This window comes from Streptomyces sp. TP-A0874 (genome assembly GCF_001748085.1).
Taxonomy (GTDB): domain Bacteria; phylum Actinomycetota; class Actinomycetes; order Streptomycetales; family Streptomycetaceae; genus Streptomyces.
Genome location: NZ_BBZK01000007.1, coordinates 142253 through 155788, shown reverse-complemented (window position 1 = coordinate 155788; position 13536 = coordinate 142253). Strand labels below are relative to the sequence as shown.

At 71.9% G+C, this 13536-nt stretch carries 11 protein-coding genes and 1 tRNA gene; 6 read left to right on the top strand and 6 right to left on the bottom strand.

Annotated features, from left to right (window positions below; all coding sequences use genetic code 11):
- The first annotated feature begins 21 nt into the window (after positions 1-21).
- The 5 genes from BGP73_RS12940 (at position 22) to BGP73_RS12920 (ending at position 4319) form a co-directional block, all read left to right on the top strand.
- The gene (locus tag BGP73_RS12940) at positions 22-690 is read left to right on the top strand and encodes an SDR family oxidoreductase (RefSeq protein ID WP_069814481.1); all 669 of its coding nucleotides are present in this window, start codon (positions 22-24) and stop codon (positions 688-690) included.
- A 373-nt stretch (positions 691-1063) separates the two neighbouring features.
- Positions 1064-2557 (top strand): hypothetical protein, encoded by a 1494-nt coding sequence (locus BGP73_RS12935; protein ID WP_069814480.1) that lies wholly within the window; start codon positions 1064-1066, stop codon positions 2555-2557.
- A gap of 25 nt (positions 2558-2582) precedes the next feature.
- Positions 2583-3158 carry a hypothetical protein gene (locus BGP73_RS12930; RefSeq protein ID WP_069814789.1) on the top strand — a complete coding sequence of 192 codons (576 nt, stop codon included), beginning with the start codon at positions 2583-2585 and terminating at the stop codon, positions 3156-3158.
- 255 nt (positions 3159-3413) lie between these two features.
- On the top strand, positions 3414-3884 hold the full coding sequence (locus BGP73_RS12925) for a hypothetical protein (protein ID WP_069814479.1): 471 nt from the start codon (positions 3414-3416) through the stop codon (positions 3882-3884).
- Positions 3885-3893: 9 nt separating this feature from the next.
- Entirely contained in the window at positions 3894-4319 is a 426-nt protein-coding gene (locus BGP73_RS12920) for a DUF3592 domain-containing protein (RefSeq protein WP_069814478.1), read from the top strand.
- Positions 4320-4641: 322 nt separating this feature from the next.
- On the opposite strand, the gene BGP73_RS12915 is transcribed toward BGP73_RS12920, so the two are convergent.
- A tRNA-Tyr gene (locus BGP73_RS12915) sits at positions 4642-4723 on the bottom strand.
- A gap of 433 nt (positions 4724-5156) precedes the next feature.
- Here BGP73_RS12915 and BGP73_RS12910 point away from each other — a divergent pair.
- A complete protein-coding gene (locus BGP73_RS12910) occupies positions 5157-5645 on the top strand; it encodes a YajQ family cyclic di-GMP-binding protein (protein ID WP_069814477.1) in 489 nt (162 codons plus the stop codon).
- A 121-nt stretch (positions 5646-5766) separates the two neighbouring features.
- On the opposite strand, the gene BGP73_RS12905 is transcribed toward BGP73_RS12910, so the two are convergent.
- The 5 genes from BGP73_RS12905 to BGP73_RS12885 form a co-directional block, all read right to left on the bottom strand.
- Complete coding sequence (locus BGP73_RS12905; RefSeq protein ID WP_069814476.1) at positions 5767-8415, bottom strand: AAA family ATPase; 2649 nt, start codon at positions 8413-8415, stop codon at positions 5767-5769.
- Positions 8416-8597: 182 nt separating this feature from the next.
- Entirely contained in the window at positions 8598-8990 is a 393-nt protein-coding gene (locus BGP73_RS12900) for a YccF domain-containing protein (RefSeq protein ID WP_069814475.1), read from the bottom strand.
- Between the two features lie 74 nt (positions 8991-9064).
- Positions 9065-9928 carry a zinc metalloprotease HtpX gene (htpX, locus tag BGP73_RS12895; protein ID WP_069814474.1) on the bottom strand — a complete coding sequence of 288 codons (864 nt, stop codon included), beginning with the start codon at positions 9926-9928 and terminating at the stop codon, positions 9065-9067.
- A gap of 198 nt (positions 9929-10126) precedes the next feature.
- Positions 10127-11857, bottom strand: coding sequence for an NADH-quinone oxidoreductase subunit N (locus tag BGP73_RS12890; RefSeq protein ID WP_079127487.1), 1731 nt, complete (start codon positions 11855-11857; stop codon positions 10127-10129).
- Positions 11857-13536, bottom strand: coding sequence for a complex I subunit 4 family protein (locus BGP73_RS12885; RefSeq protein ID WP_069814473.1), 1680 nt, complete (start codon positions 13534-13536; stop codon positions 11857-11859). Before BGP73_RS12885 ends, BGP73_RS12890 begins: the two co-directional genes overlap by 1 nt.

Genomic DNA, 13536 nt, shown 5'->3' with positions numbered 1-13536 from the left:
TCGACCGCGTACCGTCACCCCATGCGCATCGTCATCGCTGGTGGACACGGTCAGATCGCCCGGAGGCTGGAGCGGCTGCTCGCGGCCAGGGGAGACACGGTGGTCGGCCTCGTCCGGAAACCGGAGCAGACCGAGCAGCTGAGGGCCGAGGGCGCCCAGGCGGCGCTCTGCGACCTGGAGACCGCCTCGGTCGGCGAGGTGGCGGAACACCTGCGGGGCGCGGACGCCGCGGTGTTCGCGGCGGGCGCCGGACCCGGGAGCGGCGCCGCCCGCAAGGACACCGTGGACCGGGGTGCGGCGGTGCTCTTCGCCGACGCCGCGGAGGCGGCCGGCGTCCGGCGCTTCCTGCTGGTCTCCTCCATGGGGGCGGGCGCCGAGCCGCCGCCCGGGACGGAGCCGGTCTTCGCGGCCTATCTGCGCGCGAAGCGGGCCGCGGAGGAGTCCCTCCGGGCCCGTACCGGCCTGGACTGGACGATCCTGCGCCCGGGGCGCCTCACCGACGAACCCGGTTCGGGCCTGGTCGAACTCGCCGAGAGCACCGGCCGCGCCGCCGTCTCCCGGGACGATGTCGCCGCGGTGCTGCTCGCCCTGCTGGACGACCGGGACACCGCCGGCCGCACCCTCGAACTGGTCGGCGGAGACGTCCCGGTCGCGGAGGCGGTTCGGCAGGCGACCGCTCCCACCGGCTGAACCCCGGTCGCGCCCTCCCCCACCGACTGCGCCGGTCTTCCGGGCCGACTCGACGGCCCTCCACGGTTTTCAGGCGCCACCGGATCCCACGCCTCGAACGACCTGTCGGGCCGTCAGGAGACGTTTCGACGGTGGATTCTGCCCGGCAGCCGCTCCACACCTGCACCGAAGGCCCGAATTCGCCCGGATAACTCCCCGAACTAGGCCCATAATTAGGCCCCTGGCCCTACGGTCCGAACTCCTGTTGCCCATAAGCTCCCCTTCGCAGCCGCACAGGGGAGGACACAACATGTGGTGGTGCTGGGCCAGGGGCCCGAGAAACAGGTCGGGTTGGTCCACCGACCGGGGGGCGACCGCAGCCGAGTACATCGGCATGGTCGTGGTCGTGGTGGCGGTGTTCTCCGCGCTGGTCGGCACGGTGCTGCCGATCGGCGACAACATCCGGGACAAGATCTGCCAGGCGCTCGGCGGAAGTTGCGGGTCCGGTGGCGACAAGGAAGCGTCCGGGGACCCCAACGCCAAATACCAGCCCACGAGTTGCCAGACCCATTCGGTGGCATCCACCAAGGGCGGGAAGGCCAATGTCTCGTTCATGGGCTGGGGTGCCGAAGGCGGGGTGGAATACGGCTTCGAGACCTCGACGAACTGGGTCAACCGAGACACCAACGGCGACGGCAAGATCGACGAGAAGGATCAGGAGACGCGGATCACCTTCACCGACGCCGCTTCGGTGAAGGGCTCCTTCGGAGCGAAGGCCGGGGTCGGCAACGTCGGCGAGGCCAAGGTCGAGATCGGCGCCGGCATCAAGGTCTCCGCCGGGGACACCTGGGTCTTCGACAGCCCGGAGGAGGCCAAGGAGTTCCAGGACAGCCTGGAGAGGTACCAGAACCTCCACCGGCTCAACAGCAGCCCGGCGGGGTTGGTCACGACGCCACTGGGCTGGGCCGGCGTGGGCCCCAAGGCCGAGGAAGACAAGATCAAAAAGGAGCTCCAGTCCCAGCTGGGCAAGAAGCACATCTCAACCGGACAGGTCTCCGTCGACGTCGGCGTCGAGGGCGGCATGCAGTTCGGTCCCGGCAAGGGCAAAAAGAACAACGACGGTGACTCCGGAGGCGACGGCGACGGCGACGACGAGGACTCGCTGCTGCCCAGCGCGGGCGCCGGCGCCAAGGTCAGTATGGGCGGTGATGTGATCTGGGCCACGGACGACACCACCGGCACCAAGTCGTACACCTTCCAGGCCCGCGGTGAGGCCGGAGTCAACGCCAACGTCGACGCGGTCGTCGGGGAGGCACACGGTGAGGCGAAGATCGGCCGGACCGGAGCCATCACCATGACGGTCGACCAGAAGACCGGCGAACTCAAGTCGATCACCATGACCCAGACCATCGACAAGACGCTCAAGGGCGGGGCGAGCGCGAAGAGCCCGGTGGGTAAGGGCGGCGAGGGCAAGGTAGGCGTCGACAAGGGCGGATCGAGCATCGAGGTGATCAGCACCACGGTGCCGTTCGGCCCGGACGCGGACAAGAAGATGACGAACCAGCTCACTCAGGACATGCTCAGCGGCGGCGCCGAGGACATGTTCGGTTACCTCTTCGCCAACGCCCCGATCCCGGAGACCGACCCGGGAGACAGCGACCCCTGGGGCCACATGCTGTACGAGAGCGGCGTCGTCAGTAAGACTACGTACGACAATGTGGAAGACGCCTCGGAAACCGGGCTGGACATCAACCTGGGCATCGTGGGGATCGGTGGCGCCTACACCACCTCGTCCACCGAGAAGACCGTGAAAGAGGCCGAGTTTCTGGGCGCACCGGACAGCGACGGGAATCGTTCCTTCGTTCCCTTCAGCGAATGCGCCAGCTGAATCCGTGCGGCAAGGAGAGATGATCATGAAGCGTCCATACCGACGAACGGCTTTCGCAGCCGTCGCGCTGCTGGCCGGCGGGGTCCTGCTGGCCGGCTGCGGGGGGCAGGACGGCTCCGATGACTCCGCAGCTCCGGAGGGCTGGAAGACCCTGGAGGGTCCGACCGTCTCCGTCTCCTACCCGAAGGGGTTCACCGAGCAGAGCGAGGCCGACCGGGCCGAGTCGAACGACGCGGTCGCCACCTTCGAGGAAGACGGTCGCCTCGCGGCGATGATCTCCATCCAGAGCGACTTCACCGAGGTCGCCGACGCCGAGGAGGCGGCCGTCGCCATGGAGGGGACGGTACAGGCGACCGCACGCTGGACCGGCACCGAGGACATCTCCGTGCAGGGCGTGGACAAGGCCAAGAAGGTCAAGCTCACCTACGTCTCCAACGGGATGAACAACACCCCGGAGAAGGGGGCGACGGTGGACGGTTCGGTGATCACCGGAGTGGACTCCGAGGGTCGTGTCTTCGCCGTCCGGATCGACGCCCAGGAGGGCAAGCTCAGCGCGGCGGACCAGCGGAAGATCATCGAGAGCATCCACGTCACCGGGTAGCCGGCGGGTGCCCGTGCGCGTTCCACCCGCACGACTTGTGGCCGGGGGCATCGCGGCGTCGCCAGAAGCCCTCGGCCACCGGCGGGCATCGGCACCGGGGGCCGGCTCCCGGACGACTCGGATCGGCACCCGCGGACCACGGATTCCGTGAGAACTCGCCCAACGGGCAGGACGCCGGCAGCCGGTTGACACCGCCCCCCCTAGCAAGAGCCGCGTCCAACCGGTCAGCAGCATCGACCAGCAGAGGAATGCCCCGTGTCCTACTCAAGGCAGAACACCCCCTCCGGTCACTACGGTGGCGACAGCTCATACGGCGATTCCGGCCGCCCCCGGCTGCTCCAACTGGTGGTGCCCTGGGCCGCCGGGATCATCGTGCTGCTGGTGACTCAGGCCCTGTTCACCACGCTGACCTGGGATCTCATCGCAGGTAAGGACCTGGAGGCGTGGTACTCCATGTCGCCGGTGAAGGTGGTGCTGCTGGTCTACCTGCCCATGGTGGTCTCCTTCACCCTGGCCACCTGGGCCGCGTGTGCCGTGCACCGCGAGCCCTCATCCGACTCCTGGCCCCGCCATCTGGTGGCCGGCCTGGTACCGACGGTCGGGGCCCAGTTGGTCGCGGCCACCACCCTCGACGAGATCACCCTCTTGGCCGTCCTCGTCCAGGCCGGGTTGCTGGCCGTGGGCTGCACCCTCGGGTTCCTGGTGGACCGGCTCCGGCGGAGGTAGGTTCCGCCGATGGATGTCTTCGACCTCGTCCTCCCGCTGGTGCTCGTCATCAGCGCCGGAATCACCCTGGCCCTGGCCCGCAGCCTCCAGGCCAAGAGCCGCGGGCGCCAGCACGGCCTGACCACGACCGGGCGCTGCCTCCGGATCACCTTCGAAGAGGGGCCCGTCCGAGGTGTCGGACAGGGGCCCAAAACGCAGACCTCGGTCTTCGGCTTCACCGACAGCAACGGTCGATGGGTGGAGTTCGAGGTGTACGGCGCCTACGTACGCGAGGGCAGCTCCGTCACCGTGCGCTACGACCCGGCCAACCCCCGCCAGAGCGCGACCCTCTCCGATGTGCGCGGCGCCACCAGCTGCGCCGAGGTGGCCGCGTTGGTCATCTTCGCCCTCGTGACCCTGGTGATGGCAGTCATCGTGCTGGGCCCGTTGTTCTGAGTGGACGTCGCCGCGCCGGTCCGCGCCAGCGAGCGCCCGCGTGCTTCAGGACGCTGCTGCCGTCTGGCGCTGGTTACCGACCGGTGGCGTCAGACGCCTTCCGCCTCCGCCGGCTGGTCGCCATGCCGGTGGTTCGGTACAGCCAACCACCGTCCCCTCTGGGCGAGCGCCGTCCCACTCCACGGCGTCCCCACGAGCTGGTCAGCAGGCCGTCCGGGGTGAGACACAGAGCACGAACCGCCCGGGCGGCAGCCGCGGACCCCGGAAACGACGAAGGGCCTGTGATCAGCGTTTCTGCTGGTCACAGGCCCTTCTGTTCCTGTGGCGGCGCAAGGATTCGAACCTTGGAAGGCTGAGCCGGCAGATTTACAGTCTGCTCCCTTTGGCCGCTCGGGCACACCGCCTAGAACGCTGCTCCGAATCCGCCCCGGCGGGTTCCTCGCAACGACGTAAACCATACCCGATGGGGAGGGGTGGTCCGCTACCCGGTTGATCACCGGAACGGATCAGCCCGACCTCCGCTCCGGGCTCGCGTACGGGGCCACCGCGCACGCCCGTCGAACGCCGAACAGGGCGCTCCCCACCTCGGCAGCCAGGGCTGTTCCGGCTCCCCGGTGGATCAGCGCACGGCGTCCCGGACGCGCTACGCCGCAAGGCGGAGGTGGCCCGCCGTGCGGGGGTCGCTCTGGCTGTTCCGGCAAGGCGGCGCGGCGCCCCGGCGGCCGTCGTGCGGCCGCCGGGGATCGCGGGACAGCGCTTAGGCTTGTCGCGGCGGGCCGGTTGGGCCCGCGTTTCGCACTCTCCAACTCACGACTATCCACGAGGAGCCAACTCAACATGGCCGACTCCAGTTTCGACATCGTCTCGAAGGTCGAGCGGCAGGAGGTCGACAACGCCCTCAACCAGGCCGCGAAAGAGATCTCGCAGCGTTACGACTTCAGGAACGTCGGCGCATCCATCTCCTGGTCGGGCGAGAAGATCCTGATGCAGGCGAACTCCGAGGAGCGGGTGAAGGCGATCCTCGACGTCTTCCAGTCCAAGCTGGTGCGGCGGGGCATCTCGCTCAAGGCCCTGGAGGCCGACGAGCCCCAGCCCTCCGGCAAGGAGTACAAGATCTTCGCCTCGATGCAGGAGGGCATCTCCCAGGAGAACGCCAAGAAGATCGCCAAGCTGATCCGGGACGAGGGTCCCAAGGGGGTCAAGGCGCAGGTGCAGGGCGACGAACTGCGGGTGTCGTCCAAGAGCCGTGACGCCCTCCAGGCCGTGCAGCAGCTGGTCAAGGGCGAGGACTTCGACTTCGCGGTCCAGTTCGTCAACTACCGGTGAGCGCCCGGGCAACCGGCGGAGCGCACCGGTCCGACTGAGCCGCGGATGAGGGGCGGGTCGCCGAAGCCCATCGACGACCCGCCCCCGTCCGCCCACCGCCCGCCCTCCGCCGCCGGTGGGCCTATCCGGCCGCGGCCCGGTCGGCCAGCTCCAGCCAGGGGGCGGCGTTCGTCCTGGTGAAGACGCGGGCCGCCTCCCGGAGCGCGGAGCGGGCGAGTTCGGGCTCGCCCCGGGAGACGTCGACCGCGGCGAGGGCCAGCAGCGTGCGTCCCCGCTCCAGCGGGAGTTCCAGTTGGGAGAAGCGGCTCAACGCCTGCCCCAGCAGTTCCACCGCGGTTTCGGTGGAGCCGGCGGCCGCCGCTAGCAGCGCCTCCGCACGGTCCAGCGCGGCGAGCACCGAGTGCCGGCCCAGCCGCTCGGCCGTCGGCCGCACCCGGCCGAGGAGGTGCTCGGCGTGCTCCAGGTCCCCGGCGTGCACCAGGGCTTCGGCCAGCTCCTCCTGCCAGCGCAGCATCGAAGGGTCGACGATCAGCTTGCCGATGCCGAGTTCGCCGACCCGGCTCAGCGTCCGCACGGCGGCCCGGGGGTCTCCGGACACCAACTGGGTACGGCCCAGGGCGTAGAGGTTGCGGGCCAGGAACATCTGGTCCTGTTCCTTCTCCGACGCCCACACCCCGCGCCGGGCGTGGTCCATCGCCCGGTCGAACCGGCCGCCGGCCGACTCCGCCATGGCAGCGGTGAACCGGGCCGGTCCGGGCGAGAGCCCCGCCTCGTTGGTGAGGGTGATAGCCCGGCGGGCGTAGTTGAGGGCCTCCTTGCAGCGGCCCCAGCGGGAGGAGGTCTCGGAGAGGGTGCGGAGCACCTCGATCAGGTCTTCGGCCATGCCGGCCCGCTCCACGGTGGGCAGCAGCGCGAGGAGCCTCGCCCGGGCCTCCGCCAGCCGGTCGTCGAAGAGGGCGTGGCGGATGGCGAGGATGCGGGCCGAGTTGTGCAGCCCGGAGGAGACCACGGAGGCTTCGAGGGCCTGGGCTTCGGCGAGTACTCGCTCGGCGTCCGGGTCTCCGAGGATCCGGCCCATTCTGGCCCTGGCGGTGAGGGCCATCGCCGCCAGCTCGTGGTCGCCTTCGGCCGCGGCGATGGTGCCGGCCTCGACGGCGGCTTGCCGGGCCCCGACCGGATCGCCGTCGGAGAGCAGCAGCTTCCAGGTGAGCCGGAGTTGCACCGCTGCGCGCAGCCGGGGATCGTCTCCGGCGTCGGCGAGCGCCTGGGTGTAGATCTCGTCCAGTCCGGCGAGGCCCTGGCCGGCGGTGTCGGCGATGGCCAGACGGGCCCACACCCGGTCGGCGGGGCTGGCGTCGCGGGCGAGGATGGCGTCGGCGGCGCGCCGGGCGAGGTCGGGGCGACCGGCGCGGCCGGCGTCGCCTGCGGCGGCCACCAGCCGGGCCAGCGCGGCGGCGGGACGGTCCGCGGGGGTGCGCTCGGCGGCGAGGAGTCCGAGTTCGGCGGCGCGTGCGCCGTCTCCGCGGCGCCGGCCGGCGGCGGCCGCCGCGGTGAGTTCGACGGCGAGTTCGCCGTCGGCGTAGTCGACAGTGAGGGCGCGGTGCCTGATCACTTCCAGCGGGTCGTCCACCGCGGTGGCGAGTTCGGCGTGGCAGGCGGCGCGCTCGGCAGGGTCCGCGTCGGCGGCGAGCGCGGCGGGCAGCAGGCCGGCGGTGAAGGCGACGCGTCCGTCGACCGAGACAGTGACGAGTCCGGCGGCCTCGGCGGCGGCCAGTTCGCCCTCGGCCTCGTGCCGGCCGGAGCGGCGGATGGTGCCCACCGTGGGCCGGCTGGCCAGTGCGGCCCGCAGCAGGGTCCGCCGTACCTGGCCGGAGACGGCGGCCAGCAGCTCCCGGGCGGCGGCTCCGGCCGGTCCGCGGACCGCCGACTCCCCGCAGAGGGTGGCCGGGGCGGAGTCCGCCGCGGAACCGGCCAGGGCGAGGGCGAGGCGCGGGTTGCCGCCGCTGGCCCGGTGGATCCGCCCGGCCGGTCCGATCGGCAGATTGCGATGGATCAGTAGTTCGGTGATGCCCTCGTCGTCCAGCGGAGGCAGCGGCAGCGTCCGCACTCCGGCGACGCCGCATATCTCCTGGGCGATCCGGCGGGCGGCGGGCGGGCGCCCGAGGACGAGCAGCCGGAGGCCGGGCGGCAGGGGGCGGGCGAGGGCCTGCCGCAGCGGGTCGCTCGTGGCGGTGTCGCCGTCCGCGGCGGATCCGGTGCCGCCTCGGGGGTCGCTTCCCGGGTGGTGGGCGGGCGGTTCCGCGGGGCTCGGTGCGGTGGGCCGAGGGGCGACCAGCCACTGGGCGTCGTCAAGGATCAGCAGCATCGGCGCGCCGGGGGCCGGGGCCTTGCGGAGCGCGGCCAGCAGGGCCTGAGCGGCGTCCGCGGTCATCGTCTTCGGCGCCGTCGGGCGTCGTTCCTCGGTGCCTTCCGGGGCCCGGCCGGTGCCGAGCGGGGCCTGAGCGGCGAGGCCCGCCGCCCCGGGGGGCGGCGGGCAGGCGACGACCTGGGGCCGGGGTGGCTGCGGGGGGTGGGCGGTGATGCGGAGGACGGTCTCCCGCCGGGCCTTGGCGCGGGCTTCCAGGGCGGCGGCGACGGTGGTCTTGCCGCTGCCCGCGGCACCGATCAGAGCTGCCCGGCCGCCGGTGCGCAACGCCTCTTCGAGTTGGACGAGAAGGTTCTCACGTCCGACCGGCTCCCCGGGATACAGACCATCCTCAGCAGGCTGCATCCCCGACCACCGCCTTCAGGTCCATCACTGTCCGAGTTCGTATGCAAGCACATGTGCACGTGCAAGTGCATGTACGTCACAGAGTACTTTTCGCCTGCTGTACCGGGGAACACTTGACGGGATGTACATGATGGCACTTGAGACCCCCTCGAACCGGCCGTCGAGCAGCACCGGACACCGGCTCAGCCGGTGGCGAAGGGCCGGTCGGTGGGCACGATCTCGCGGCCCAGCGGCATCAGGGAGATCGGCAGCATCTTGAAGTTGGCGATCCCGAACGGGATGCCGATGATCGTCAGGCAGAGGCCGATGCCGCCGATGAGGTGTCCCAGCGCCAGCCACCAGCCGGCGAAGATGATCCACAGGACGTTGCCGACGGCCGAGCCGACACCCGCGTCCCGCCGCTCGACGGTGGTGCGGCCGAAGGGCCACAGCGCGTATCCGGCTATCCGGAAGCTGGCGATCCCGAACGGGATCGTGACGATGAGCAGACAGCAGATGATGCCGGCCAGGACGTAGCCGAGGGCGAGCCAGAAGCCGGAGAGCACCAGCCAGAGGAGGTTCAGCAGAGTCTTCACACTTCCACCCTCGCACCTCGTCGTCTCGGTGGCGTGCCTTCCACGTACCGATTCCGTCCGGCGCGCCGCCCGTCTCAGTAGCCGCGGCCGGCCATCCGTTCCAGGCGGGCGATGCGCTCGGCCATCGGCGGGTGGGTGGAGAAGAACCTCGACATGCCGTCGCCGGGCCGGAACGGGTTGGCGATCATCAGATGGCTCGCGGTCTCCAACTGCGGCTCGGGCGGCAGCGGCAGCTGCTGGGTGCCGGCTTCCAGCTTGCGCAGCGCGTCGGCGAGGGCCAGCGGGTCGCCGGTCAGTTGGGCGCCGGAGGCGTCCGCCTCGTACTCCCGCGCCCGGCTGACGGCCAGTTGGATCACCGTGGCGGCCAACGGCCCGAGGATCATGATCAGCAGCATTCCGAAGATGCCCGGTCCGTCGTCGTCCTCGGAGCGGCCGAAGGGGATCAGCCAGGCGAAGTTCACCAGGAACATCACCACCGAGGCGAGCGCCCCGGCGACGGAGGAGATGAGGATGTCCCGGTTGTAGACGTGGCTGAGTTCGTGGCCGATGACACCGCGCAGCTCGCGCTCGTCGAGCAGCCGGAGGATGCCGTCGGTGCAGCAGACCGCGGCATTGCGGGGGTTGCGGCCGGTGGCGAAGGCGTTCGGTGCCTGGGTGGGGGAGATGTAGAGGCGGGGCATCGGCTGGCGGGCGGCGGTGGAGAGTTCCCGCACCATCCGGTAGAGGCCCGGCGCCTCGAACTCGCTGACCGGTCGGGCGCGCATCGCACGCAGCGCCAGCTTGTCGCTGTTCCAGTACGCGTACGCGTTGGTGCCGAGCGCCACCAGAAGGGCGATGATCAGGCCGGTGCGTCCGAAGAAGCCGCCGATGACCAGGATGAGTGCCGAGAGGCCGCCGAGGAGGACGGCGGTCTTCAGCCCGTTGTGCCGACGATGCACGGTACGCCCTCCTGGTAGTGCGAGCAGGGGAACCAGTCCGGGAAGGGGCGCCGCCGCTCGGCGGGGGCCCTCCGTACCGGACAACGGTGGACACCGGCCGCGGGTTCCCCCGGGTTACCCCCGCCTCTGGAGGCGGGGCGAGGTCAGCGGGACCGCGGCCAGGGGCCCGGGCGGGTGCGCGCTGTCGGGCGGAACCTCTCAGAACAGGGCGGTGGCGGCGAAACGGAGTACGAGCTGCGGCGCCCCGGAGAGGGCCAGGCCGATCCCGGCGGCGAGGGCGATGGCGACCGCGGTGGCCCGCGGCGCGGCCGGGCCGCCGGTCGCCGGAGTCCCGGCTGCCTCGGGTGGCGCGACGGCCACCGGCCGGTCGGCGGCGAGGTCGGGGCTCTCCGCACCGGTGCCCCCTCCGGCGGTCCGGTCCGGGCCGCCGGAGCCCGGGTACGGGGTCGGGAGGCTGGTGGCCGGGGCCCGGAAGAGGACCGCCGTCCACTGGAGGTAGTAGTAGAGGGCGATCACCACGTTCACCGCCATCACCACCGCCAACCAGCCGAGGCCGGCGTCGAGGGCGACCCGGAAGACGGTCACCTTGGCGAACAGGCCGATGACCCCGGGGGGCAGACCGGCCAGGCAGAGCAGGAAGAAGCCGAGCGCCAGCGCGGCGGGCAGCCGGTGCGCCGCCATCCCCCGGTGGTCCGCGATCCGGTGACCGCCCCCGGAGCGGCCGACCAGAGCGACGACGGCGAAGGCGCCGAGGTTCACGGCGGCGTACATCAGCGCGTAGGCCACCGTCGATCCCACGGCCCGCAGCGGATCGCCGCCGTAACCGGCGGCGGCGATCGGCACCAGCAGGTAGCCGGCCTGGCCGATGGAGGACCAGGCCAGCAGCCGTACCGCGCTCTGCGCGGACTCCGGGCGCTGCCGCAGTGCGGCGACGTTGCCCACGGTCATGGTGAGCGCGGCCAGCGCGGCGAGCAGCGGCCCCCAGGTCGCGGCACGGCTGGGGAAGGCGAGCACGGTGAGCAGGATGAGGCCGCTGAAGCCCGCCGCCTTGCCCACCACCGAGAGGTAGCCGGCGACCGGCAGCGGTGCGCCGACGTAGGTGTCCGGCACCCAGAAGTGGAAGGGGACGACGGCCACCTTGAAGGCGAAGCCGACCAGGGTCAGCACCACCCCGGTGGCGGCCAGGGTGGACAGTCCGGGCGGCGGGTGGGCCAGGCCGTGGGCCACCGCGGAGAAGTGCATCGAGCCGGTGACCGCGTAGACGAAGCTGGTGCCCAGCAGGGTGACGGCCGTGGCGGTGACGGACGAGAGGAAGAACTTCAGCGCCGCCTCGGCGGAGAGCCGCTCGCCCCGGCGCAGCCCGACGAGGGCGAAGGCGGGCAGCGAGACGATCTCCAGGGCGACCACCAGCGTCACCAGGTCGCGGGCGGCCGGGAGCAGTGCGGCGCCGGCCGCGGAGGAGAGCAGCAGGAACCAGTACTCCCCTGCCGGAAGCCTCAGATCCGGTACCGAGTCCACCGACGGCAGCGCGGTCAGCAGCGCCCCGCCCAGCACCAGGAGCTGGATGGCGAGGGTGAAGCCGTCGGCCACGTAACCGCAGGTGGCAGCCTCGGCGGTGAGGCAGAAGGTGCGGCGCTCAGCTCCGGTGAGCGGGAGCAGGGAGAGGGCGGCGAGGGCCAGCCCCAGCACGGCCGTCCAGCCAAGCAGCGGCTTCCGCCGGTCCGGGAGGAAGAGGTCGGCCACCAGGACGACCAGGCCGGTGACGGCGGCGATGACCGGCGGTGCGACGGCCGTCCAGTCCACCGACTGGACGAGATCGCCCGCCAGGTGCTGCGGCGCGAAGTGCGGGGGGAGGGCCTGTGCCTGTTCCCCGGCCTGGGCCAGCGTCTGGTGCAGATCCTGGTACGCGCCCTGTGCGGTGCGAGCCATCAGCCACCCCCGCCGAGGAGGTTCCGGACGGCCGGGTCGGTGAGACCGAGGATGGCCGCGGGCCAGAGTCCGGCCAGCACGGTCAGGGCGACGAGCGGGCTCCAGGCGGCCAGCTCGTACCGGCGGACGTCGAGCAGCCGGGGCTCGGCCGCCGCCCCCGCCATGCTGCCGGGCCGGTGGGCAGCCGACGCCGAGGGCCCCGCGCCGGCCCCCGACCGGGCGACACCGGACGGCGCGGCGGCGCGCGACGGTTCGGCCGCCGGCTCCCCCATGCAGACCCGCCCCACCACGAGCAGGAGGTATCCGGCGGTGAGCAGGGTGCCGAAGGCCGCGATGCCCATGAAGGCGAGGAACGCCGGCCGGCTGAGGCCCTCGGCCGGCCGGAACGCCCCGAACATCGTGAGCATCTCGCCCCAGAAGCCGGCGAGTCCGGGCAGGCCCAGCGAGGCGATGGCGCCGAAGGCCAGCAGTCCGCCCAGGCGCGGTGCCCGGCCGTAGAGCGCGCCGCCGGTCCGGCCGGCGAGCCGGTCGAGGTCGGTGGTCCCGTAGCGCTCCTTCACCCCGCCGACGAGGAAGAACAGCAGGCCGGTGATGAGGCCGTGCCCGATGTTGGCGAAGAGGGCGCCGTTGACGCCGGTCGGGGTGAGCGTGGCGATCCCCAGCAGGACGAAGCCCATGTGGCCGATCGAGGAGAAGGCGATCAGCCGCTTGAGGTCGCCGCCCGCTCCGGTGCGGGCCAGCGCCAGGCAGGCGAGGCTGCCGTAGACGATCCCGGTCACGGCGAGCGCCCCCAGGTAGGGGGCGAGCGTGCGGGCGCCGTCCGGGGTGACCGGCAGCACGATCCGGACCAGGCCGTAGGTGCCCATCTTCAGCAGGACCCCGGCGAGGAGCACGGAGCCGGCGGTCGGCGCGGCGGTGTGGGCGTCCGGCAGCCAGCTGTGCAGCGGCCACATCGGGGTCTTCACGGCGAGGCCGATCCCGATGGCCAGGGCGGCGAGCAGTTGGGTGGTGTGCCCCAGCGACGCTCCGTCGTCGCCGGCCAGCGCGACCATGTCGAAGGTGCCGGCCTCGGTCCCCACGAGGAGGAAGCCGAGCAGCATCACGACGGAGCCGAGGAAGGTGTAGAGGATGAACTTCCAGGCGGACCGCTCCCGACCGTCGCCGCCCCAGCGGGCGATCAGGAAGTACATCGGTATCAGCACCGTCTCGAAGGCCAGGAAGAACAGCAGCAGGTCGAGGACGGCGAAGGAGGCGAGGGTGCCGGCCTCCAGCAGGAGGACCAGCGCGACGAAGCCCTTTGCGGACGGGCCCGCCGGCTTGTTGAAGTAGCTGTGGAGCGCGGCGAGGAAGGTGAGCAGCGCGGTGAGCACCAGCAGTGGCAGGGAGACGCCGTCCACCCCCAGGTGGATCCGGGTGCCGAGGGCGGGGATCCAGCTCGTGTCCACGGTCGCCTGCATGGTGGCCGGACGGTGGTGGTCGAAGCCGGCGGCGAGTACGGCGGTGAGCACGAGGACCGCGCCGGTCACGGTCACCCCGTGGCGGAGGACGGCCTGCTCGGGCCCGCGGCCGCGCAGGCCCGGCGGGGCGGGCAGCAGCGCGGCCACCGCGCCGGCCAGCGGCAGGAGGACGACGGCCACCAGCAGGTACCCCAGCACGGTGTCGTTGAGAAGGCCACTCAC